General features: G+C 48.2%; 20 protein-coding genes and 1 pseudogene. 15 read left to right on the forward strand and 6 right to left on the reverse strand.

Features of this window, described 5'->3' with window-relative positions:
- Nucleotides 1-372: 372 nt before the first annotated feature.
- The 3 genes from AYY17_RS11970 to AYY17_RS11980 all read left to right on the forward strand — a co-directional run bounded on the left by AYY17_RS11970 (nucleotide 373) and on the right by AYY17_RS11980 (nucleotide 2,927).
- Nucleotides 373-1,191 (forward strand): endonuclease/exonuclease/phosphatase family protein, encoded by an 819-nt coding sequence (locus tag AYY17_RS11970; RefSeq protein WP_082981386.1) that lies wholly within the window; start codon nucleotides 373-375, stop codon nucleotides 1,189-1,191.
- A gap of 141 nt (nucleotides 1,192-1,332) precedes the next feature.
- Nucleotides 1,333-2,520: an NAD(P)/FAD-dependent oxidoreductase gene (locus tag AYY17_RS11975; protein ID WP_067423982.1), complete on the forward strand. Its 1,188-nt coding sequence runs from the start codon at nucleotides 1,333-1,335 to the stop codon at nucleotides 2,518-2,520.
- 14 nt (nucleotides 2,521-2,534) lie between these two features.
- Entirely contained in the window at nucleotides 2,535-2,927 is a 393-nt protein-coding gene (locus AYY17_RS11980) for a helical membrane plugin domain-containing protein (RefSeq protein WP_067368292.1), read from the forward strand.
- Nucleotides 2,928-2,994: 67 nt separating this feature from the next.
- On the opposite strand, the gene AYY17_RS11985 is transcribed toward AYY17_RS11980, so the two are convergent.
- Entirely contained in the window at nucleotides 2,995-4,431 is a 1,437-nt protein-coding gene (locus tag AYY17_RS11985; protein ID WP_235845373.1) for an amino acid permease, read from the reverse strand.
- Between the two features lie 148 nt (nucleotides 4,432-4,579).
- Between AYY17_RS11985 and queE the strand changes: the two genes are divergently transcribed.
- The gene (gene queE, locus AYY17_RS11990; RefSeq protein WP_067423984.1) at nucleotides 4,580-5,251 is read left to right on the forward strand and encodes a 7-carboxy-7-deazaguanine synthase QueE; all 672 of its coding nucleotides are present in this window, start codon (nucleotides 4,580-4,582) and stop codon (nucleotides 5,249-5,251) included.
- Nucleotides 5,252-5,423: 172 nt separating this feature from the next.
- Here queE and queD read toward each other — a convergent pair whose 3' ends face one another.
- Nucleotides 5,424-5,789 (reverse strand): 6-carboxytetrahydropterin synthase QueD, encoded by a 366-nt coding sequence (queD, locus tag AYY17_RS11995; protein WP_202906421.1) that lies wholly within the window; start codon nucleotides 5,787-5,789, stop codon nucleotides 5,424-5,426.
- A gap of 324 nt (nucleotides 5,790-6,113) precedes the next feature.
- Between queD and ftsB the strand changes: the two genes are divergently transcribed.
- Genes ftsB through truD form a run of 4 tightly spaced genes read left to right on the forward strand, consistent with a single transcriptional unit; the run spans nucleotide 6,114 to nucleotide 8,753 of the window.
- Nucleotides 6,114-6,428 carry a cell division protein FtsB gene (gene ftsB / locus AYY17_RS12000; protein ID WP_067423988.1) on the forward strand — a complete coding sequence of 105 codons (315 nt, stop codon included), beginning with the start codon at nucleotides 6,114-6,116 and terminating at the stop codon, nucleotides 6,426-6,428.
- A gap of 26 nt (nucleotides 6,429-6,454) precedes the next feature.
- Nucleotides 6,455-7,228: a 2-C-methyl-D-erythritol 4-phosphate cytidylyltransferase gene (gene ispD / locus AYY17_RS12005; RefSeq protein ID WP_156656707.1), complete on the forward strand. Its 774-nt coding sequence runs from the start codon at nucleotides 6,455-6,457 to the stop codon at nucleotides 7,226-7,228.
- A 2-nt stretch (nucleotides 7,229-7,230) separates the two neighbouring features.
- Entirely contained in the window at nucleotides 7,231-7,710 is a 480-nt protein-coding gene (gene ispF / locus AYY17_RS12010) for a 2-C-methyl-D-erythritol 2,4-cyclodiphosphate synthase (RefSeq protein ID WP_067424461.1), read from the forward strand.
- Nucleotides 7,707-8,753, forward strand: coding sequence for a tRNA pseudouridine(13) synthase TruD (truD, locus tag AYY17_RS12015; protein WP_067423990.1), 1,047 nt, complete (start codon nucleotides 7,707-7,709; stop codon nucleotides 8,751-8,753). Before ispF ends, truD begins: the two co-directional genes overlap by 4 nt.
- 76 nt (nucleotides 8,754-8,829) lie before the next feature.
- On the opposite strand, the gene AYY17_RS12020 is transcribed toward truD, so the two are convergent.
- Complete coding sequence (locus tag AYY17_RS12020; protein WP_067423992.1) at nucleotides 8,830-9,231, reverse strand: YfeK family protein; 402 nt, start codon at nucleotides 9,229-9,231, stop codon at nucleotides 8,830-8,832.
- Between the two features lie 169 nt (nucleotides 9,232-9,400).
- On the opposite strand from AYY17_RS12020, the gene surE reads away from it, so the two are divergent.
- The 4 genes from surE to rpoS all read left to right on the forward strand — a co-directional run bounded on the left by surE (nucleotide 9,401) and on the right by rpoS (nucleotide 13,088).
- Nucleotides 9,401-10,162: a 5'/3'-nucleotidase SurE gene (gene surE, locus AYY17_RS12025; protein ID WP_067423994.1), complete on the forward strand. Its 762-nt coding sequence runs from the start codon at nucleotides 9,401-9,403 to the stop codon at nucleotides 10,160-10,162.
- Nucleotides 10,159-10,785, forward strand: coding sequence for a protein-L-isoaspartate(D-aspartate) O-methyltransferase (locus tag AYY17_RS12030; protein WP_067403389.1), 627 nt, complete (start codon nucleotides 10,159-10,161; stop codon nucleotides 10,783-10,785). Before surE ends, AYY17_RS12030 begins: the two co-directional genes overlap by 4 nt.
- Before the next feature lie 141 nt (nucleotides 10,786-10,926).
- Nucleotides 10,927-12,036: a murein hydrolase activator NlpD gene (nlpD, locus tag AYY17_RS12035; protein ID WP_067423996.1), complete on the forward strand. Its 1,110-nt coding sequence runs from the start codon at nucleotides 10,927-10,929 to the stop codon at nucleotides 12,034-12,036.
- Between the two features lie 50 nt (nucleotides 12,037-12,086).
- Nucleotides 12,087-13,088 (forward strand): RNA polymerase sigma factor RpoS, encoded by a 1,002-nt coding sequence (rpoS, locus tag AYY17_RS12040; RefSeq protein ID WP_067403392.1) that lies wholly within the window; start codon nucleotides 12,087-12,089, stop codon nucleotides 13,086-13,088.
- 135 nt (nucleotides 13,089-13,223) lie between these two features.
- Here the strand turns inward: rpoS and mutS are convergent, their stop codons facing one another.
- Nucleotides 13,224-15,785: a DNA mismatch repair protein MutS gene (gene mutS / locus AYY17_RS12045; RefSeq protein WP_067423998.1), complete on the reverse strand. Its 2,562-nt coding sequence runs from the start codon at nucleotides 15,783-15,785 to the stop codon at nucleotides 13,224-13,226.
- Between the two features lie 785 nt (nucleotides 15,786-16,570).
- Nucleotides 16,571-17,023, reverse strand: a complete 453-nt coding sequence (locus AYY17_RS12050) for a hypothetical protein (RefSeq protein WP_067424000.1) — start codon at nucleotides 17,021-17,023, stop codon at nucleotides 16,571-16,573.
- Between the two features lie 326 nt (nucleotides 17,024-17,349).
- Between AYY17_RS12050 and AYY17_RS12055 the strand changes: the two genes are divergently transcribed.
- The 3 genes and pseudogenes from AYY17_RS12055 (at nucleotide 17,350) to AYY17_RS12065 (ending at nucleotide 20,637) form a co-directional block, all read left to right on the forward strand.
- Nucleotides 17,350-18,345 (forward strand): hypothetical protein, encoded by a 996-nt coding sequence (locus AYY17_RS12055; protein WP_067424002.1) that lies wholly within the window; start codon nucleotides 17,350-17,352, stop codon nucleotides 18,343-18,345.
- Nucleotides 18,345-19,486: pseudogene (locus tag AYY17_RS12060) on the forward strand (BamA/TamA family outer membrane protein). The gene AYY17_RS12055 and the pseudogene AYY17_RS12060 overlap by 1 nt, the downstream one beginning before the upstream one ends.
- Nucleotides 19,486-20,637 (forward strand): DUF4056 domain-containing protein, encoded by a 1,152-nt coding sequence (locus tag AYY17_RS12065; RefSeq protein ID WP_067424004.1) that lies wholly within the window; start codon nucleotides 19,486-19,488, stop codon nucleotides 20,635-20,637. Before AYY17_RS12060 ends, AYY17_RS12065 begins: the two are co-directional and overlap by 1 nt.
- Here AYY17_RS12065 and AYY17_RS12070 read toward each other — a convergent pair.
- Nucleotides 20,617-21,096, reverse strand: coding sequence for a GNAT family N-acetyltransferase (locus AYY17_RS12070; protein WP_067403408.1), 480 nt, complete (start codon nucleotides 21,094-21,096; stop codon nucleotides 20,617-20,619). The genes AYY17_RS12065 and AYY17_RS12070 overlap by 21 nt on opposite strands.
- Nucleotides 21,097-21,172: the final 76 nt, after the last annotated feature.

Raw genomic sequence — 21,172 nt, forward strand, 5'->3', positions numbered from 1 at the left:
AAAAACCCCTGAATAAACAACACCATCGCTATTTTTCACCTGCTCTGATAACTCTCTGCCATTGTAATCCTGACCTGATTCAGTAAATCCCGATACTTTTATGAATAAATTTCCGTGAATGAAACAAGGTGTTCTGTTTTGTGGCTCTGTCGGTAAATTAAATATCTGTATTAACAAATAGATGACGCTATATTTCGGCAAAGATGATGGAATATTGCATAACTCAGAGTAGAGGGCGCCGGGATAATACTTTGTGGGAATACATTTTTTGCAGCGGTATGTAATAAAAAAGAAATGGACGAATTTACACAGAAAGGCCACTTAGCAGCGTAAAGTCTGTAATAAAATTTGTTAAGATAACAGACACAGATAATGGGTATAGATGTAAATAGCCTGAGGGTCGTATTGAACAAGAAAAAAACCTGGTCAGTCCGCTATGTTGCAGGGCTTCCGGCACAGCAAATTACGCCTATGTCAGCAGATATGTTGGGATCCCGGCTTCCTGTCGGTTTACCTATTTCTACGCCGGCGCAACCCATTCGTGTCGTCGTCTGGAATATTTATAAGCAGCAGCGGCCTGAATGGCAGAAAACGCTTGATAAACTCCTGTGTGATACACAGCTGGCTTTGTTACAGGAAGCTCAGCCATCACCCGGATTAGTTAATCTTTCGGCAAAACATCAGCTTATCGCCGATCAGGTTCCTGCGCTCCGCTTTCAGCAGCACCCTTCAGGTGTCATGACACTCGCAACGTCACATCCTGTCTATTGCTGCCCGCTACAGCAAAAAGAGCCGTTATTACGTCTGGCAAAATCGGCTCTGATTACGGTTTATCCGTTACCGGATGGCCGTCAGCTGATGGTAATAAATGTTCATGCAATTAATTTTAGTTTTGGTGTGGATGTTTACCGCCATCAGTTAAATACGATTGGTTCGCAGATCCGTTGTCATATCGGACCGGTCATTATGGGTGGGGATTTTAATGCCTGGAGCAGGCAGCGGATGCACGCACTGAAATGGTTTGCCCGTACCCTGCGCCTGAAAGAAGTTATTTTTCCTGTTGATCACCGCACTAAGGTATTCGGGCATCCGCTGGACTATTTATTTTATCGCGGATTTAAATTGATACAGTCAGATGTCATGCTGACGGATGCCTCAGATCATCATCCTCTGATTGCAGAATTTCAATAATAAGAACTGCATCAAATAAATAATATATTAATATAAATTATGTAAGTAAATATAATTATCAACCTGCTATAGTTAAACCGGTGTTATTGTTTTGTGTTATTTATTTAATTTCAGCGTTAAATAATTTATCGGAGAAACTAAATGCAGCGTATTGTCATTGTAGGCGGCGGGGCCGGCGGCACAATGGTCGCGAATATCCTGACGAAGAAGTTGTTAAATGATATTTATCAGAAGAAAGTGGAAGTTGTACTGATTTCAGACAGTGAATGGCACTATTATAAACCTGCGTTTATGTATGTTGCGTTTAATTTGTATCAGAAAGATGAGTTACGCAAATCTCAACGCTCTCTGCTGCGCCCTGAAATTAAGTTTGTTCATGATCGGGTTGAACATTTTGATTTTGCCTCGCAGACCTTGCTGGGAAAAAATGGCACAAAATACGGCTATGACTATCTGGTTATTGCCACCGGCTGTCAGCCAAGACCAGAGCGTATCTCCGGAATGAAAGAAGCTGCGGATCATTTCTATCAGTATCAACCCGCCCGTCAGCTGGCAGAAAAGCTGGCTAAATTTGAGAAAGGCCGGATTTTCATTACAGTTTCTTTCCCTAATACTCCGAATGTTCCCCATCAGTGCGGTATCGCTCCTATGGAAACGACACTGATGCTGGATGATTATTTTCGCCAGCGCCGTGTCCGTCAGGACATTGAAATTGTTTATACCTACCCGACAGTCTCCCAGTTATTACGCAATTGCCTGTTTATGCAAAAGGATGTGTGCGAAGTCCTGCCGGCTGTTTTTCAGGAGCGTGGTATTCAGGCACAACGCGGCTTTACCTTAGAGCGTGTTTGTCCGGAGAAAAAAATCGCCTATTCGAAAGAGGGTGAAGAGCAGCCGTTTGACCTGCTGATCGGCACTCCGCCTATTTCAGCCGTCGAAGCGGTACGTAATACCGGGCTATGTGACGGCGATCCGGAAGAGGGATGGCTGCCGACTGATCCTGAAACATTGCAGGTTTACGGGCTGAAAAATGTGTATGTATTGGGTGATACCGTAGATCTTCCGATCAGTAAGGCTGCGGGCAGTTGCCATAATCAATCCACAGTTGTGGTGGATAATATTATCGGTGAAATGCGTTTCGGCTATACCACCGCGATTTATGACGGGCGTGTTCAGGCGGTAGCGCAGATGGGGCTGAATGCGGGTATGCCGCTTCAATATGATTATAAGCATGATGTTGCACCGACACCGCCGACAAAGCTGGGCGGATTACTGCGCACCGGTTTTAACCGCGGGCTGTACTGGTCAACCGTCCGTGGCCTGGTATAAGAGAGGAACTGATAATGCCGACAACTGAACACAACACTGAACAGGCACCGCAGGCGCCGGAGTTTTCTGCACAAACACGGGACAAACTGGCAGTATTAATGCAGATGAACCGGTTTGATAACGTGATAGATGCGCTCTCTTTAGTCGCTGACCTGGTTGATATCATCGGAAAGAATGAGGTGAGTAAGCTGGCGGATAATACAGAATCTGCCATTGCTCAATTATGGGAAGGTGGTCTGGCACTGAATCAGGCTAAAATGGAGATGATGTATAATGATGAGAAATACAACTTCCGTAATACCTACAAATTACTGAAAGATCCTGAGACATTAAAAGGTATTCACATGGTGCTCAGAACCTTGCAGATCATGGGCTCCCGCGTTCAGCGTATTGACAGCGAACCCTGATTACCGATAAAAATAGGGAGCTGATAGCTCCCTATTCTATTTCTATGTTATATCTTTCTGATCTGAATTAATGCATAAACGGTAATGCACCGTTTACACGGTAATAATTAGTAAGAAAGCCAATAAGAGACAGTGCTATTAATGCAAGAATAGTGCGGGTCTTTTTATAGAAGGCCAGCGTCAGAATGACCACCCAGCCCATTCCTACTGCCAGTGCCACTCTGGTATCAGGGAAATAGCCCAGCAATGCAATAACAAAAACCATAAACACAATAGTGACAGCGGGTGCCACCGGCCACATCGGGACCGGGAACTTCAGGGTTTTGACTTCTTCCGGTGTCATCTGACGGCGCATTGCCACCTGGGATAACAGGATCATCAGCCAGACCCAGACGGTCGCAAAGGTCGCAATAGAGGCGATAATGATGAAGATTTTTTCCGGTACCAGATAATTCAGCACCACACCGACAAGCAGCACAATACTCATCACCAGTACTGTCATCCATGGTACGCCATTTTTTGTCAGCTTCATGAATGATTTAGGTGCCTGACCTTCCTGCGCCATGCCGTACATCATACGACCTGCGCCGAAAATATCACTGTTGATGGCAGACACTGCCGCAGTGATCACCACGAGGTTGAGAATATTTGCCGCATAAGAGATATTCAGTTTTTCAAAAATCTGCACAAACGGGCTGCCGTTGTGACCAATCTGGTTCCACGGGAAAATACACATCAGGATAAACAGTGTCAGCACATAGAACAGCAGAATACGCAGCGGTACGGCATTGATCGCTTTCGGAATGGTTTTTTCCGGGTCTTGTGCTTCGCTCGCGGTGATACCGATAACTTCAATTCCGCCGAAAGCAAACATCACAATGGCAAGGGAAGCTATCACCCCGCTTATTCCGTTCGGCATAAAGCCGCCGAATTCCCATAGGTTGCTGATGCCGGTAGGATGATCTGTCGCTTGTCCGAAACCGAATATCATGATGGCGGCACCACCGACAATCATGGCAATAATCGCGGTAACTTTAATAATTGACAGCCAGAATTCCATTTCACCAAATATTTTTACGTGACATAAATTCAGCGCACCAATAAAGCAGACAATCCCCAGCACCCAGATCCATTGATCCACGTCCGGAAACCAGAGCTTCATATAGAAGCCGAATGCCGTGACATCCGCAAGACATACTATGATCATCTCGAAGACATAGTTCCAGCCGGTCAGAAAGCCCGCCAGAGGGCCCATATAATGGCTTGCATACTGTGAAAACGATCCCGGTACCGGATGATGAACTGCCATTTCACCCAGTGCGCGCATCACCATAAATACGGCGGCACCCCCGACAAGATATGCCAGCAGAACAGCAGGACCCGCCTGCTCGATTGAGGCTGCGGAGCCGTAAAACAGGCCGGTGCCTATCGCAGAACCGAGCGCCATAAAGCGGATATGCCGCCCTGTCAGCCCGCGCTTCAGCGTGGTGCTATTTTCATTCATGTATTTATCCCGTCGCTGTCATGACATGCAGCGTTTTTTCTGGTGTGGAACGCGGTCAAATTCAGCCCGGTACTTTATCATAAAGAGTCATGCCCACGGGATAATTATCTGCAATAATACCGCTTCAAACGCAAGGAAAAGATGAGTGATGCATTACCCAATTAATGAAATTTTTCAGACATTGCAGGGCGAAGGGGTATTTACCGGCGTACCGGCTATTTTTGTCCGTCTTCAGCGCTGCCCGGTCGGATGCAGTTGGTGTGATACAAAACACACCTGGGAGCAGGACCCGGAAAAAATCTGTTCAGCAGATATGATGATGAATAAGACACAGGAGAATGACCGGTGGGCGTCTCTGAGTGCGCAAGACATTATTATGCAATTTACCGCGCAGGGTTACACGGCGCGGCATGTGGTGATAACCGGCGGAGAGCCGTGCCTGTATGATTTGCAACCACTGACGGCGGAGCTGGAAGCGCAGGGCTGGCGATGTCAGATTGAAACCAGCGGCACACAGCCGGTCCTGTGCAGTGAAAAAACCTGGGTCACCGTTTCCCCGAAAGTGAATATGCGGGGAGGTTATGATGTTTTAACTTCTGCGCTTATCCGCGCGGATGAAGTAAAACACCCGGTCGGGCGGCAGCGGGATATTGATGAGCTGGATTTATTGCTGGCGAAACTGCCGTCCGGTAAATATCCGGTGGTGGCATTGCAGCCGATCAGCCAGAAACCGGCGGCAACGCAGTTGTGTATTAAAACCTGCATCGCCCGTAACTGGCGTTTTTCCATGCAGACTCACAAATACCTTAATATCGCCTGATATATACCCTTATTCATTCAAACTGCAGGTTCGTTGGCTACGCTCAGCTAACCGGGTCACATACTGATGTATGCTCCCCGGCAATCGGAGCTTGCCGCCTGCCTGCATCTTGAATGACGTTGGGTATAACAGGGACAATCGATGTCCGGTAGTCCGGACATTGATTGTGTGATTATTCACCCCGGTAAACACAACCTGCGGTGCAGGTCTCTTTAACCATCACGGCACTCAGCAGCGGCAGTAATGGTTTGGTCTGTTGCCAGATCCAGTGCGCCAGCACTTCGCTGGTCGGATTTTCCAGCCCCGCTATCTCATTGAGATAATGATGATCCAATCTGTCATAAATAGGTTTAAATGCCTGTTTCACTTCAGCAAAATCAATCAGCCAGCCGGTATGGGCATCCACATTACCACTCAGTTCAAGACGAACCAGAAACGAATGTCCGTGCAGGCGTCCGCATTTATGACCTTCCGGAACATGCGGCAGGTGGTGGGCGGCTTCGAACTGAAATTCTTTAAAAATCGTGGTGGTCATGATGTTCTCCGGATGATGACGGATATACCCTTATTCATTCAAACTACAGGTTCGTTGGCTGCATCTTGAATGACGTTGGGTATAAAAACGGTATTTTACGCACAAATAACCGCAAATGTTACCGATAAACGGCAAAACGGCTGACTAATATTACTTATGCAATAATCCTGTTTTGTCAGACGCCCGGAATTTTTAATTTTGTCCGGTATTGACGGACAAATCCTGCTCCTGCGGCATGTTTGCTTACCTTATTACGGAATAGCCGAGGGAGTAGTAGCATCTGCGCCGATCTTATGGGAAGATTAGCCGATCTTTTCGGGGGCAGTGATGGGCAAACTGACGCTATTACTCTTAATAATTCTGGGCTGGCTGCAATATTCATTGTGGTTAGGGAAAAATGGTATTCACGACTATGTACAGGTCAGTGAAGACGTTGTTGCATCAGAACAGGTGAATGTGAACCTCAAAGCCCGTAATGAACAGCTGTTTGCTGAGATAGGCGATCTGAACGACGGGCTGGAAGCTATCGAAGAGCGCGGGCGCAGTGAATTAGGTATGATCAAGCCCGGTGAAAGTTTTTACCGCGTCCTGTCTGAAAAGCGGACTCAGCAAAATGTGCAGCCGCAAAGCCGTACTAACTAATCCCTATGATGATAATTCCTCCCGTAATGACCGGCTCACAACCGGCACCGGATCTGTCCGGTATTTCTGATCATATTCAGGTGACAGCGCTGATCCCCGCCGCCGGTATTGGTACGCGGATGCAGTGTGAATGCCCGAAACAATACCTTATCATTGCCGGAAAAACCATTTTAGAACATACCCTTGCCATCTTACTGGCTCATCCCCGTATTTCGCAGGTGGTTGTGGCGCTGCATCCGCAGGATACGGTGTTCAGTACTCTGCCGGTGGCACAACATCCCCGCATCCGTACCGTCACCGGTGGCGGTGAGCGGGCGGATTCAGTACTGGCCGGTCTTGATTATCTGGCAGCTCATGTACCTGAAAACAGTTGGGTTCTGGTTCATGATGCAGCACGCCCCTGCCTGCATCTCAACGATTTAAACCGCTTGCTGGCTGTACTGTCTGACGAAAATACAGACGGACGGATCAGGGGGGCGATTCTGGCGTCACCGGTGCGTGACACTATGAAACGCGGCGTGACATTACCCGGACACACGGGTATCGATCATACGGTGGATCGCACACAACTCTGGCATGCACTGACCCCGCAATTTTTTCCGCTTCATCTGCTGCGTGCCTGTCTGCAACAGGCACTTTCTCAGCAGGCGGTGATAACCGATGAAGCATCTGCACTGGAATTTTGTGGTTATCAGCCCCTGCTGGTGACCGGACGGGCGGATAATATTAAAGTCACACAGCCGGAAGATCTCGCACTTGCCGGGTTCTACCTGTCCAATAACAATAAGGAACAGACATAATGATGAGAATCGGACACGGTTTTGATGTTCATGCTTTCGGCGGCGAAGGCCCGATTGTGATTGCCGGTGTGCGCATCCCTTATGAACAGGGATTACTGGCACATTCTGATGGTGATGTTGCCTTGCATGCCGCGACAGATGCCTTATTAGGTGCGGCAGCGATGGGCGATATCGGAAAGTTATTCCCTGATACCGATCCCGCCTATAAAGGTGCGGACAGCCGTGTTTTGCTGCGTGAAGCATTCCGCCGTATTCAGGAAAAAGGCTATAAACTGGGCAACCTGGATATCACTATTATTGCGCAGGCACCTAAAATGTTGCCGCATATTCCGCAGATGCGCGTCAATCTGGCGGAAGATTTACAGTGCCACATGGATGATATCAATGTGAAGGCGACCACGACTGAAAAGCTCGGTTTTGTCGGACGTAAAGAAGGGATCGCCTGCGAAGCCGTCGTATTGCTTGTTAAGGTTGCACAATGAGCCTGAATGTCAGCTGGTTTCACGGAAAACCGGTTGCGACCGGTATATTAAAAGCACAGCCGGAAGATTTCTTTGTTCAGGAAGACCTCGGATTTGAGCCTGATGGTGAGGGCGAACATGTCATGGTGCGCGTCCGGAAAACCGGTTGTAACACCCGCTTTGTCGCAGAGCAACTGGCTAAATTTTCTAAAATAGCAGCCCGGTCAGTCAGTTATGCGGGGCTGAAAGATCGCCATGCGGTGACTGAACAATGGTTCTGTCTGCAAATGCCGGGCAAAGAGACACCGGATTTCAGTAAGCTGGAACTGGAAGGCTGCGAAGTGCTGGATGTCACCCGCCAGAAACGCAAGTTGCGCATCGGTACACTGAAAGGTAATCACTTTACTCTTGTGTTGCGCCAGATTAGCGATCGCGCCGCTGTAGAGCAGCGTTTGCAATCTATTACTGAGCAGGGCGTACCGAATTATTTCGGCGAACAGCGTTTCGGGCGCGGTGGTCAGAATCTGTATTTTGCCCGCCGCTGGGCAAACGCAGAAATTAATGTAACTGATCGCAGTAAGCGCAGTTTCTATCTTTCTGCGGCGCGCAGTGCGATGTTTAATGCGGTGGCAGATGCCCGCATCACTCAGCATTTACAGGAAACGGTGCTGTCCGGCGATGCGGTACAGCTTGCCGGGCGCGGCAGTTGGTTTGTGGCGCAGACAGATGAACTGGCAGATGTACAGCAGCGCCTTGATAACCGGGAGTTGCGTATTACGGCACCGTTACCGGGCAAAGGTGATTTGGGTACTCAGGATGCTGCACTGGTATTTGAAACGGAACAATTGGCTGACTGGCAGGCATTATGGCGGTTGGCAGAAAAAGAAGGGGTGGAGAATACCCGCCGCGCAATCATGTTGTATCCGGAACATTTTGTCAGTGAATGGATTGATGATGAAACAGTACGACTCTCTTTCTTCCTGCCGGCAGGTTGCTTCGCAACCAGTGTTATCCGCGAAGTGATTGAACTGGCCGCCGATCAGGCAGCAGAGTTCAGTGAATAGTTCAGCGAATAGCTAAGCAGATAGCTCAGAGAATAAAAACGGGCGGGTGATGTGATCACTCTGCCCGTTTTATTTTTTATTGTGCTTTCGCCGCTTTATCGGTTTCTGACAGTAATTGTGTCAGATATACCTGTGCATCAACAGGCGGTTGTCCCGGGAGCTTCACCTGATAGGCTGTTCCGGTAATTGATGATTTTGAGGCTACATTATCCACAAATTGTTCTGCGGTTTTCAGCCGTTTTTTGGTTTTACCCAGCTTCAGCCGCAGGTGAGATTCTGCTTCTGTGGCATTATGTTCACTGCCATTACGGATAAAGAGCAATTGTTCCTGTTTTCCGACAGCAATCAGTAAATTATCGACTCTGGTCTCTTCCTGCGGAGTCAGCGCAAACACTTCAGATACCAGTAAAAGACCTGCAGTCAGCGCCATTATAATGACGGAAAAAAAGCGGGCTGTTTTTTTGTGCAGTGTATACATTCAGAGATCCTGTCAGTCATAACAAAGTTATGAAAAGTATCATGGCAATAAATATGTAAAAAGCAATCAGACTAAATCTGCTATAACACTTTTTTATCGCTGTTAACTTGATAAAATAGTTTACCATTGTGAAAGATAATCTGTTACTGAGAAAGAAAAGGATACCGTTTTGCTGCGAATTCTGGTGAGTAATGATGACGGCGTCAGTGCGCCGGGGATCCGGGCGCTTTCTGAGGCACTGCGGCGTACTTATCATGTGCAGGTTGTCGCGCCTGATCGCAACCGCAGCGGAGCATCTAACGCGCTGACGCTTGATCGCCCTCTGCGGACAGTCATTCATGAAAACGGTGATATTGCGCTGGTGGAAGGAACACCGACAGATTGTGTTTATATCGGTGCTAATCATCTGATGCGCCCGCGCCCGGAAATCGTGGTTTCCGGTATTAACTGCGGGCCGAACCTGGGTGATGATGTTATTTACTCAGGGACTGTTGCCGCAGCAATGGAAGGGCGTCATCTCGGGTTACCGGGAATTGCCGTTTCACTCAACGGCGACACGCATTATGATACCGCCGCACAAATCACCTGCCGCCTGCTCGCCATGTTACAGCAGGTTCCGTTGCGGGCGGGCAATATCCTTAATGTGAATGTGCCGGATGTGCCGCTCAGTGAAATCAAAGGTATAAAAGTTACCCGTTGCGGTACGCGGCGGGCACCGGACGTGGTGTACACTCAGCTGGATCCGAAAGGAAATCCGCTATACTGGCTGGGGCCTCCGGGTGATAAACTGGACGCAGGGCCGGATACTGATTTTGCCGCTGTGGATGCGGGTTATGTTTCCATCACTCCCCTGCATGTTGATTTGACTGCCTATAATGCACAGGCAAAGATTGAAGACTGGCTGAAAAAAACAGGAGAGGCAGAGGAATGATCCGCCGGGTAGTACAGGATCTGATAACACAGTTACGTCAGGCAGGGATCCGTGATGAACGTCTGTTACAGGCGATGGCGGCTGTCCCCCGTGAGAATTTTGTCGATGAAGCCCTGACGCACAAAGCGTATGACAATACGGCGCTGCCGATAGGCTACGGGCAGACAATCTCCCAGCCTTTTATGGTGGCGAGAATGACAGAACTTCTGCAACTGACGCCGCAGGCACATGTGCTGGAAATTGGTACCGGTTCCGGCTATCAGACAGCTATCCTCGCGCATCTGGCCGCTCACGTTTATTCTGTAGAACGGGTCAAAGGGCTGCAATGGCATGCCCGGCGCCGTTTAAAACAGCTGGATCTGCATAATGTTTCTGCCCGTCACGGTGACGGCTGGGAAGGCTGGTCATCCCGTGCGCCGTTTGACGGTATTATCGTTACTGCCGCTGCCAGTGAAGTGCCGGTCGCTCTGCTCAATCAACTGGCAGATAACGGGCGGATGGTGGTGCCTGTCGGCGAACAGCAGCAGACGCTCAAATTTATCCGCCGTCAGGGCAATGATTTTCATACTCAGTCGATCGGAACTGTCCGGTTTGTTCCTCTTATCCACGGTGATTTGGGATAAAAATGGCGATTTCAGTAACAACACTTTTTCATTTCGCTTAGTATCTGTTTTAATAATACAATCCTGCCATGCGGACGATTTTCGCATGGCGATTTTCTGATTGTCAGTTTTCGCAACGTTTCCAGTTTTGGGAGAAGAAATATGAACTCAAGAAACCCTATGAAAACAATACGATGGGTTGCTTTTGGGTCGCTGGTGAGCACGGTTTTGGCCGGATGCTCAACGCCGTATCATGCCGCACCAATCAGTAGTGTGGAAGAGAGCAGCAGTGCGCCTGTGATGACGGCGGGCAATGACAACAGTAATTCTTCGGTTTCCACACCGATGCCGGGACGTCCGCAACTGAGTTCAGCAAATTCACAGCCTGTGAGCCGGACAGCGGTACAGCAACAACCGCGCGCCGCCAATATTCAGACCAGCAATGATGGACGTATCCGCTATAACCGGGACTATGAGTCTATTCCGAAAGGCAGTTACAGCGGAAATACGTATACTGTTCAGCGCGGTGATACTTTATTTTATATCGCTTATATTTCCGGATCTGACTTCCGTGAACTGGCATCACAGAACAGTATTCCCGAGCCTTACGCCCTGAACGAAGGGCAGGTGATACGGTTAAGCAATGGTGGTGGTAATAACATTGCACCGGTCAGCGGCGGTACTCAGATAGCAACAAATAAGAATACTCCGCAAAACAGGGTGGTTGATTCTCAACCAACTAATGCGTATTCTGAATCTGCAGGCGCAACATCTGCCGGCGGTAAGATGCTGTCACCACAGGTCACCGCACAAGCGAAGGGTAACTCAGGCGCAGTCACACCAGCCGTGGTTAAGTCACCTTCAGTCACCACCAGCGCGCCTGCTGCGGTAAATAGTGGTTCCTTTAAATGGGGCTGGCCAGCGGAAGGCAATGTCATTTCCAACTACACAGGACCTACCAGCGGTAACCGGGGTATTGATATCGGTGGTACACGTGGACAGCCTGTTTTTGCTTCAGCGCCGGGTAAGGTGGTTTATACCGGTAATGCGTTACGCGGTTACGGCAATCTGGTTATCATCAAACATAATGATGATTTCCTGACGGCATACGCACATAACGACACCATTTTGGTTAAAGATCAGCAGGATGTTGCTGCCGGTCAGAAAATTTCCACAATGGGCAGCAGCGGAACCACATCAGTCAGATTACATTTTGAAATTCGTTACAAGGGAAAATCAGTCAACCCGTTGCAGTATTTACCGCAGCGATAAACGGCAGAACAGCTTGTTCTGCCTGAATTATCTAGGGTAGGAGCAAGCTGATGAGCCGTAATTCACTGAATGTTAACGAGTCATACGACGAAACATTTGTCGCAGAGCAAGCTGAAACTGAGGAAGAAGATGCGCTGTTTGATGAAAAACAGCTATCAGAAGAGGCGGAGCAGGATGATCTCAGCTCTGATATTGAGTTATCTCAGAATGTCAGTCAGCGTGTTCTGGATGCCACTCAGATTTACCTGGGTGAGATAGGTTTTTCACCGCTGCTCAGCGCAGAAGAAGAAGTTTTTTTTGCACGACGCGCATTGCGGGGCGATCCCGCTGCGCGCCAGCGTATGATTGAAAGTAACCTCCGTCTGGTGGTTAAAATCTCACGTCGCTACAGTAACCGTGGTCTGGCGCTTCTGGATCTTATTGAAGAGGGAAACCTCGGATTGATCCGTGCTGTTGAAAAATTTGATCCGGAAAAAGGATTCCGCTTTTCAACCTATGCCACCTGGTGGATCCGTCAGACTATTGAACGGGCTATCATGAACCAGACCCGCACCATCCGCCTGCCAATTCACATTGTTAAAGAACTGAACGTTTACCTGCGAACTGCCCGTGAATTAGCACAGAAATTCGACCATGAACCTACTGCGGAAGAAATAGCATTACAGCTTGATCGTCCGGTGGATGATGTCACCCGTATGCTGCGTCTTAATGAGCGCATTACGTCAGTGGATACGCCGGTCGGCGCAGATTCAGATAAAGTGCTGCTGGATATTTTATCTGATGAGAATGAGGTAACACCGGAAAACCGCCTTCAGGATAACAATATGCAGCAGAGTATTGTTAAGTGGCTGTTTGAGCTCAATCCGAAGCAACGGGAAGTTCTTGCCCGCCGTTTCGGGCTGCTGGGCTATGAAGCGGCAACACTGGAAGATGTGGGGCGCGAAATAGGATTAACCCGTGAGCGTGTGCGTCAGATTCAGGTGGAAGGATTGCGCCGCCTGAAAGACATTCTGCATAATCATGGGTTATGTGAGAATTCATTATTCAACTAATTGACCAGATGAATGATGCTTCTCAAAAATCGTCACGAGTAATAAGTTAAAGAATACTATTTAACGGTAGATAGTAACGGTAAATAATAAAAAGGGGGAATCGCTTCCCCCTTTTCGCTGTTTTTTTTGAGAGTTTCAGAGCATATCTTTCAGGCGATACAGTAAGTCCAGCGCCTGGCGCGGTGTCAGCGAGTCCGGATTGACAGCCGCCAGCGCATCCAGCGCAGGGGAGGACTCTTCGGGGCTATCCAGCAGTGTCATTTGCGGTGTATCCACATGACCGGCCGTTGCATTCAGTGACAGTGTTTCAAGCTCCCGCAGTTTCTGTTTTGCCCGTTTAATCACATCACGCGGTACACCGGCGAGCAATGCAACCGCCAAACCATAGCTTTTACTTGCCGCACCATCCTGCACACTGTGCATAAACGCGATAGTATCGCCGTGTTCAACGGCATCAAGATGAATATTCGCCACACCTTCCAGTTTTTCCGGCAGCGTTGTCAGCTCAAAATAGTGAGTGGCAAACAGAGTCAGTGCTTTAATTCGGTTTGCCAGGCTCTCTGCACATGCCCAGGCAAGAGAGAGCCCGTCATAAGTGGATGTGCCGCGCCCGATTTCATCCATCAGTACCAGGCTTTGCTCCGTGGCATTATGGAGGATATTGGCGGTTTCCGTCATTTCCACCATAAAGGTGGAGCGGCCTGATGCGAGATCATCAGATGCGCCGACACGCGTGAAAATCCGGTCTACCGGGCCAATCAGTGCTTTTTCCGCCGGCACAAAGCTACCGATATACGCCAGTAAGGTGATCAGCGCAGTTTGCCGCATATAGGTACTTTTACCGCCCATATTCGGACCGGTAATGATTAGCAGACGGCGCTGTGGTGACATGGTCAGCGGGTTGGCGATAAACGGCTCTGCCAGCACATGTTCAACCACCGGATGGCGTCCGCCGGTTATCCGGATACCGGTTTTATCTGTCAGTTGCGGGCAGGTATAGTTCAGTGTCTCAGCCCGCTCCGCGAGGTTAGTCAGTACATCCAGCTCCGCCAGTGTATCGGAGCTGCGTTGCAGCGCTTCCAAATGCGGCAGCAGCAGATCAAACAGCTCTTCGTACAGCCCTTTTTCAATCGCAAGTGCCTTGCTCTTGGATGTCAGAACTTTATCTTCATACTCTTTCAGTTCGGGAATAATGTAGCGCTCGGCATTTTTCAGTGTCTGGCGACGCACATAGTGGATTGGCACCAGATGACTCTGTCCGCGGCTGACCTGAATATAGTAGCCGTGAACGCCGTTGAACCCGACTTTCAGCGTATCAAGACCCAGTTTTTCCCGCTCACGGATTTCCAGCCTGTCGAGATAATCAGTTGCTCCGTCTGCCAGCGCGCGCCATTCATCCAGCTCTTCGTTATAACCCGGAGCGATAACGCCACCGTCACGCACCAGTACCGGAGGTGCTTCCACGACAGCCCGTTCCAGCAGCGCCTGTAATTCATCAAACTGACCTATACGTTTTTGTAATGTTTCAATATAGGGATCAGTAATACTGTTCAGCTGTGCCTGAATATCCGGATATTGTGTGAAGGCATGACGCATCCTGGCCAGATCCCGCGGGCGGGCGGTACGCAGGGCAAGGCGCGCAAGAACACGTTCCAGATCGCCGATTTGGCGCAGAAACGGCTGGATATCAGGGCTGATGCCCATCAGTGCGCCGATCGTTTTCTGGCGGTTTTCCAGCACAGTGCGATCCCGCAGCGGGGAGTGCAGCCAGCGCTTGAGCATCCGGCTACCCATTGGTGTGACGCACAGATCCAGCACTGATGAGAGTGTATTGTCTGTTCCGCCGCTCAGGTTTTGGGTGATTTCCAGATTACGGCGGGTGGCGGCATCGAGGATCACATTTTCCTGAAGGTTTTCCAGCGTCACACTGCGGATATGTGGCAGAGAGGTGCGCTGAGTATCTTTTACGTATTGCAGCAGACAGCCCGCCGCCTGTAATGCAAGAGGTGCATTTTCCACACCGAACCCGTGCAGGTCGCGGGTACCGAACTGTAAGTTCAGCTGCTGGCGGGCGGTATCAATTTCAAATTCCCAGAGAGGGCGGCGGCGCAGACCCTGCTGATGCTGAATAACAGCAAAATCAGCCATATCTTCCGGATAGAGCAATTCGGCAGGGCGCGTGCGTTGCAATTCTGCTGCCATCGCCTCTTTATCTTCCAGCTGTAAAATACGAAAGCGGCCGGATGTAATATCCAGTGTGGCGTAACCGAACCCGCGGGCATCCTGCCAGACTGCTGCCAGCAGGTTATCCTGACGCTCCTGTAACAGAGCCTCATCACTGACTGTCCCGGGGGTCACAATGCGGATTACTTTGCGTTCAACCGGTCCTTTGCTGGTGGCAGGATCGCCGATTTGTTCGCAAATCGCCACTGACTCCCCGAGCTGTACCAATTTTGCCAGATACCCTTCCACGGCATGATGGGGTACACCCGCCATCGGAATAGGTTGCCCGGCAGTCTGACCGCGTTTGGTCAGCGAAATATCCAGCAACTGCGATGCACGCTTGGCATCGTCAAAAAACAGCTCATAGAAATCCCCCATGCGGTAAAACATCAGGATATCAGGGTGCTGGGCTTTCAGCCGGAAGTACTGCTGCATCATAGGGGTGTGTGAGTCAAGATTCTGGTTGTCAGTCATAGGTATTCTGTGGGCACGCTGAAAAAGTTGTTATTTATCAACCATCCGCATTGCGGTACGGTTTTCGCCAATACGTTTAAAATAGCACAGATTCTGATGAAAAAGGGACATCCTTTATACCAGAGTTGAGAATTATCGGAAAAGGTGAAGCGGGATCGCAGGTTTCAGTTTTCCTGCGCCTAAAATGGTTTTTAGTACTAAGTGATAATCAAACGTAATCAAAAAAGCCACGTAATTTTCATTACGTGGCTTTGGGAGGGTAATAACTGATATAAAAATATCAGTTATTTTACTATTAAACGCGTTATTACAAACTACATCACAGATAAACGGTTAATTTGATTTTAAATATTGAGCGGAGTTCTAATCCATGAACAGACACTCTCTATTTATGTGAGTTAACAGTGTTATATACGGGCTGCTATCCGTAGTTTTAAATATCAACTCAGTAACGCTACACTCAGAACTAATAAGGGTGCCGAACTGTTTTCATATCTTAACAAAAAGAATATGAGGTACTATTAACGGTTGCTCAGGCACAATGTCCGCTTTTACTTAATACTTATATAACGAAGTATCTTGTTATCAACAATAATAACTATCTTAAGTAAAAAGGTTTTATCTTATGTGCTTAGCCCTAATTTAGAACATTTTACGATAATATCAACAAGTAAATGTAAAATTTGTTTTAATTAGGTAAACACCTCACTTTTTTACTCTGTATTCAGCGGGAGTCTATTATTGTTTTGTTAATTAACATATGTGAATCTGTGATGTAGCATTTATTATACTTCTGAGTAAGTAATTGATTTTACGGTATACTTACCATTTGCATCTTCACCAGCCTGGAAGATATACAGACGGCCTGAGATAAAGAAGAAATTGAATGTTCTGTGATCTTCCAGATCAAAAATTATCTCGGTTGAAGAGACTAATCCACCGTTCGTGGTCGAAAAGAGCTCCATAGATTTGCCTTCGAAGCTAACTGCACAGAGGTAAGTTGTGGCAGTAAGGTCATCATAAGCAGCCTGCATAATATCATAATAACGACCGAAGTTTTTGATAACAACACTTTCACCAAGCGTACCATTATCATAAATAGGCTTGATCAGATAATTACCGCCTTGATCTTCTGACAGAAGATAACTTTTCTTGCCAACCTGATATACAACAGTTATTGGATAAACATGTCCGAATTCACCTTTGTCAACTGTCCTAATTGTAGTTTTACGAGCCATGATATTACTCCTTTCGGGGTTATGCGTAGTATTACGCGGTTCGGTAATAGTTATAAGGGAATGGCGTAATGTCCGCAATATTGAAAGTTAATGCTCTTGTTATTTTAATTGTTGCAAATAAAATAAAAAATAAATAAATATTACATGTGTTTTTTATTTGTATTTTATAAAATATAAAATGATAACTCATTGTCATTATCGCAACACGTAATAATACCATTGGGTTTATAGCAATAATTGTTAATATCCGCACATAATGTTCGCAATTTAAGGCGTTTAGTCGTTAGAATTCATCACCATTTAATTAAATAATACCGGCTTATATTATGTTACGCCCGATACTCCATTCCCTGATTATTACCGGCTCCCTGAGTCTGAGCGCTTTTGCCTTTGCTGACGGGCCTTTACTGTCATTAAGTGTCAGCCAATCCGGCGGCGCATCACAAAATGATGATGGTTCAATTGATGCGACGCGCCCGACTGAATCCCAATCCCGTATTCTGCCTATCTGGGGGGATGAAGCCCGCGCCAGGGGATATGATATCCCGGAGCCGTTTGGTGTCGGCTATAACTATATGAATTTGCGTCAGGATATAGTGGTAGATAAGATTGGTTTTATTATGCCCAAAAACCCGGAGACTGCAGGGGCGTTATCTATAGATGCCGGGCATACCAGAGAAAAAAGTGAAACGCACATGCTGAAACTGGATTCCTGGGTATTTCCGTTTATGAATGTCTATGGTTTGTATGGAAAAACTAAAGGTAAATCTCATACCATACTTAATGGTGGGTCGTTTGATCTCGGCTTCACTCAATTACCGTTGGAATTTTTGGAAGGTCAGCCATTTGATCTCGATTTTGAAGGGAAAACATATGGTGCGGGTATAACACTCGCTGGTGGGTATGAGCAATTTTTTACTACTGTCGATATTAATTATACCAAAACAAACCTGGATATTCTTGACGGGGATATTAAAGCACTGGTTATTTCACCACGTGTTGGTTATGAATTTGTATTTTCACCGTTAATTGCCGGACAGGGTAATACAAAATTACAGGTCTGGACCGGAGCGATGTATCAGGATATTACTCAACGCTTTAGAGGTGATATTAGTGGATTGAGTTTACCGGGACAATTTCAGGACTTTGTGAATATGCTGGATGACCCGGATATGAAATTCGATGTTGAACAGCATCTTGCTCATAAATGGAGCAATTTAGTCGGCGCCCGTTTAGAAGTCACCCGCAATTTTAATATAATCTCAGAAGTGGGTTTTAATAATCGTAATAGTTTCTTTATCTCCGGCGAGTTCCGTTTTTAATGACGTTTCGTATTTACGTTACCGGGCTGGTACTGACCGGCCTGGTAACGGCGCATACAGCAACTGCCTCCGTTTTACCTTCCCGCGACGACATTGATCATGCGTTGTCCGGGCTTGGCAGTAATAATCAGTTTGATCGCAGTAAAACCATTGACTGGGGTGTATTACCCGGTCCTTTTTATACCCCGGAGCTGGAATTAGGTGTCGGGGTTGCATTGGTGGGGATGTATCAGGCGGACCGTGCTCCGGAGAGTAAAATTTCCACACTGTCACTCAGCGGATTTGCATCATCAACCGGGGCTTTCGGGCTGAATCTGAATAACTATACCTATCTTGATGATGACCGCTGGCGTTTTTATCTGAGCGGCACTCTCAATAATGTGCCGACAAATTATTGGGGAAAAGGTTATCAGGCCGGGCGCATAAAGACCATCTCGCTGAATATAAGTCACAGCAGCTGCGGCTGACGCCGTCACTGTTGCGCCGTGTGGCTGATAATACGTATCTGGGATTGGGCTGGGATTTCAGCACCCTGAATGTTGCTTCACCGGATAAACCATTCCGTGATTATATGGCAGTAAATAATGTTGGCTCACATTCGGTAAATTCCGGCGTCAGTGCCACATTCAGCTATGACAGCCGGGATTTTCTGCCGAATGCGCGTCACGGACAGGCGCTTGATCTCCGCTATACTTATTATGCGCCGTCAATCGGCAGTGACAGCCGCTTTAATACCACTGAAATTCAGTACAATTATTATTATCCGCTGGATGAAAAAAACGTTCTGGCGTTTGATAATTTTGTGCGTTTTGCGTCCGGCGATGTGCCGTGGGATCAGCTCTCTCATCTGGGCAACGGGCGGCAGATGCGTGGTTATTATGATGGTCGTTATCAGGATAATCATATTTTTGCCACTCAGGTGGAATACCGGCGCAAACTGGACTGGCGGCACGGTATTGTGTTCTGGGCGGGCAGCGGAACAATGAGTGACAGCGCACGTCATCTCGGCGGCGGTCACTGGTTGCCGAATGCGGGCGTGGGTTACCGGTTTGAATTTAAACCGCGGATGAATGTGCGGCTCGATTTTGGTGTCGGTAAGCAGAGCAGCGGATTTTATTTCCAGGTCGGGGAAGCGTTCTGATGCGCGGTATTATCACCTGTATTGCTTTGATCCTGTTTCTGTCCGGCTGTCAGAGCCGTGTGGCAGAGGTTCCGTCTGTGGCGGCGAATCTCACACCACAGACCGGTGAAGTTGCCAAACAGGTATTTCCTGTCTCCGGGAACGTCCCTGCGCCGGAAGGTCTGCGCCCTTGCTGCGCGTTCGGGTACGACCTGGGAACAAAACTGGGTCCGGTTCCTGTTCCCTTTTACCGGATAGGTAATGTCCTGACGACAGAGAGCCTTGGCGAGCATATCTATAATGACAGTTTTTGGCTCGGGATAACGGAAGTCATTGGTTTAAGTAATGAAAATCTCGGTATTATTTATTCCCGCAAAGGGGGATTTATTGATATCGCCCATGTACGGGATACCGCAGATTACACTTATTACTTATTCACACAGATTTACCCCCGTCTTGGTGAGGCGTGGATGCTGACATTAACTGATGAACTGGCTTCCCGCCGTGTTCAGTTTCGCGCATTTACGCCGCCGGATAATGTGGCCGAAAGCTATACCCTGAGTGTGTATCTTGCCGCACGCCTCGCGTTCCGGATAGCGGTATGGCATGAAATCGCTCAATGGTACGGTTATCATTCCGTTCCGGGATTTTCTGAGGAAATCTCAGCATTTACCCCGGAAGATCTCTATTCTAATCTGCTGGGGGCCCGCCTTGCGATAACTTTGCTGCTTGAGGGGCACGGCGGGTCAGTGGCGGATTTTAACCGTGGAATGCAGGGTATTTTGCCGTCGGCACTGGCGCAGCTATCCGCGCAACCTGCGGATGCAACGCGTGCCGCATTTGACAGTATTGACGGACGCTGGTGGGATAAACATCAGCGGGTGCCGGAGAAATTTCTGGTGTTGTACCGGGATTATAATGTGGCGGATGACCGTTTGCCGTCACAACCGGAACAGGAAACAGAGGCAGGAATGCGATTAGCGTTACCGCAGCATTATCGCAACTGGTCATTGGCGGATTTAGCCGCGTTTGAATTATGGCCGACCCGGAATATGGGTAATTTACCGGCGACGCTGCTGCCGTTTAGCGAGAGTGATTTTCCGGCGCTAATCCGGCATGCGGCGGCGGTTGATGCAAAAACCGCACCGTCATCAGTGCAGCGAGATAAGTAGCAGCGGCAGTACCCGGCCGGGCATGGATTCCGAGGGGGTTTCTCCGATACGGATAGCGCCCTGGCGGATATAAAAGGCTTCTGCATTCGGGTCTGCATCGATCAGCAGTGCACTTACACATTGTGCCTGTGCCGCTGAAACTGCCCAGTGATACAACGCACTTCCAATCCCCAGCCGTAAATAATCCGGATGAACAAAGAGTTTGGACAGCTTGCCGTTCTCTTCCTGGCGGTTGATGGTCAACTGAACTATTCCGGCGATTTTTCCGTTGATACGGGCAGTCATCAGCCAGGAGTGGTCAAAGTCGGCAGATGTAATGGTCAGATCATCACGACAGGTTGCCATAAATTTTTCATCATATCCCCAGTACTGTTTTGAACTCAGACACAGAGTTGTCAGGTATTCGGCTTCGTCGCGCTGAGGCGGGGCGAGTAAAAAAACAGGTGCTGCGATGGTCATCAGGTTCAGATCCGTGGTTATGATGAGACATGTAATGATACCAGATCCTGTGTCAGGCTGCGTAAGTTTGATGTGT

The organism is Morganella psychrotolerans (genome assembly GCF_001676055.1).
Taxonomy (GTDB): Bacteria; Pseudomonadota; Gammaproteobacteria; order Enterobacterales; family Enterobacteriaceae; genus Morganella; species Morganella psychrotolerans_B.

Bases quoted from the DNA above. Each gene is read 5' to 3' on its own strand.
- truD (WP_067423990.1), top strand. From the start codon at position 7,707: ATGAGCCTGAATGTCAGCTGGTTTCACGGAAAACCGGTTGCGACCGGT.
- rpoS (WP_067403392.1), top strand. From the start codon at position 12,087: ATGAGCCGTAATTCACTGAATGTTAACGAGTCATACGACGAAACATTT.
- AYY17_RS12020 (WP_067423992.1), bottom strand. From the start codon at position 9,231: ATGTATACACTGCACAAAAAAACAGCCCGCTTTTTTTCCGTCATTATA.
- ispD (WP_156656707.1), top strand. From the start codon at position 6,455: ATGACCGGCTCACAACCGGCACCGGATCTGTCCGGTATTTCTGATCAT.
- AYY17_RS12070 (WP_067403408.1), bottom strand. From the start codon at position 21,096: ATGACCATCGCAGCACCTGTTTTTTTACTCGCCCCGCCTCAGCGCGAC.
- ftsB (WP_067423988.1), top strand. From the start codon at position 6,114: ATGGGCAAACTGACGCTATTACTCTTAATAATTCTGGGCTGGCTGCAA.
- AYY17_RS12030 (WP_067403389.1), top strand. From the start codon at position 10,159: ATGATCCGCCGGGTAGTACAGGATCTGATAACACAGTTACGTCAGGCA.
- AYY17_RS11980 (WP_067368292.1), top strand. From the start codon at position 2,535: ATGCCGACAACTGAACACAACACTGAACAGGCACCGCAGGCGCCGGAG.
- nlpD (WP_067423996.1), top strand. From the start codon at position 10,927: ATGAACTCAAGAAACCCTATGAAAACAATACGATGGGTTGCTTTTGGG.
- mutS (WP_067423998.1), bottom strand. From the start codon at position 15,785: ATGACTGACAACCAGAATCTTGACTCACACACCCCTATGATGCAGCAG.
- AYY17_RS12065 (WP_067424004.1), top strand. From the start codon at position 19,486: ATGCGCGGTATTATCACCTGTATTGCTTTGATCCTGTTTCTGTCCGGC.
- AYY17_RS12050 (WP_067424000.1), bottom strand. From the start codon at position 17,023: ATGGCTCGTAAAACTACAATTAGGACAGTTGACAAAGGTGAATTCGGA.
- ispF (WP_067424461.1), top strand. From the start codon at position 7,231: ATGAGAATCGGACACGGTTTTGATGTTCATGCTTTCGGCGGCGAAGGC.
- queE (WP_067423984.1), top strand. From the start codon at position 4,580: ATGCATTACCCAATTAATGAAATTTTTCAGACATTGCAGGGCGAAGGG.
- AYY17_RS11985 (WP_235845373.1), bottom strand. From the start codon at position 4,431: ATGAATGAAAATAGCACCACGCTGAAGCGCGGGCTGACAGGGCGGCAT.
- AYY17_RS12055 (WP_067424002.1), top strand. From the start codon at position 17,350: ATGTTACGCCCGATACTCCATTCCCTGATTATTACCGGCTCCCTGAGT.
- AYY17_RS11975 (WP_067423982.1), top strand. From the start codon at position 1,333: ATGCAGCGTATTGTCATTGTAGGCGGCGGGGCCGGCGGCACAATGGTC.
- AYY17_RS11970 (WP_082981386.1), top strand. From the start codon at position 373: ATGGGTATAGATGTAAATAGCCTGAGGGTCGTATTGAACAAGAAAAAA.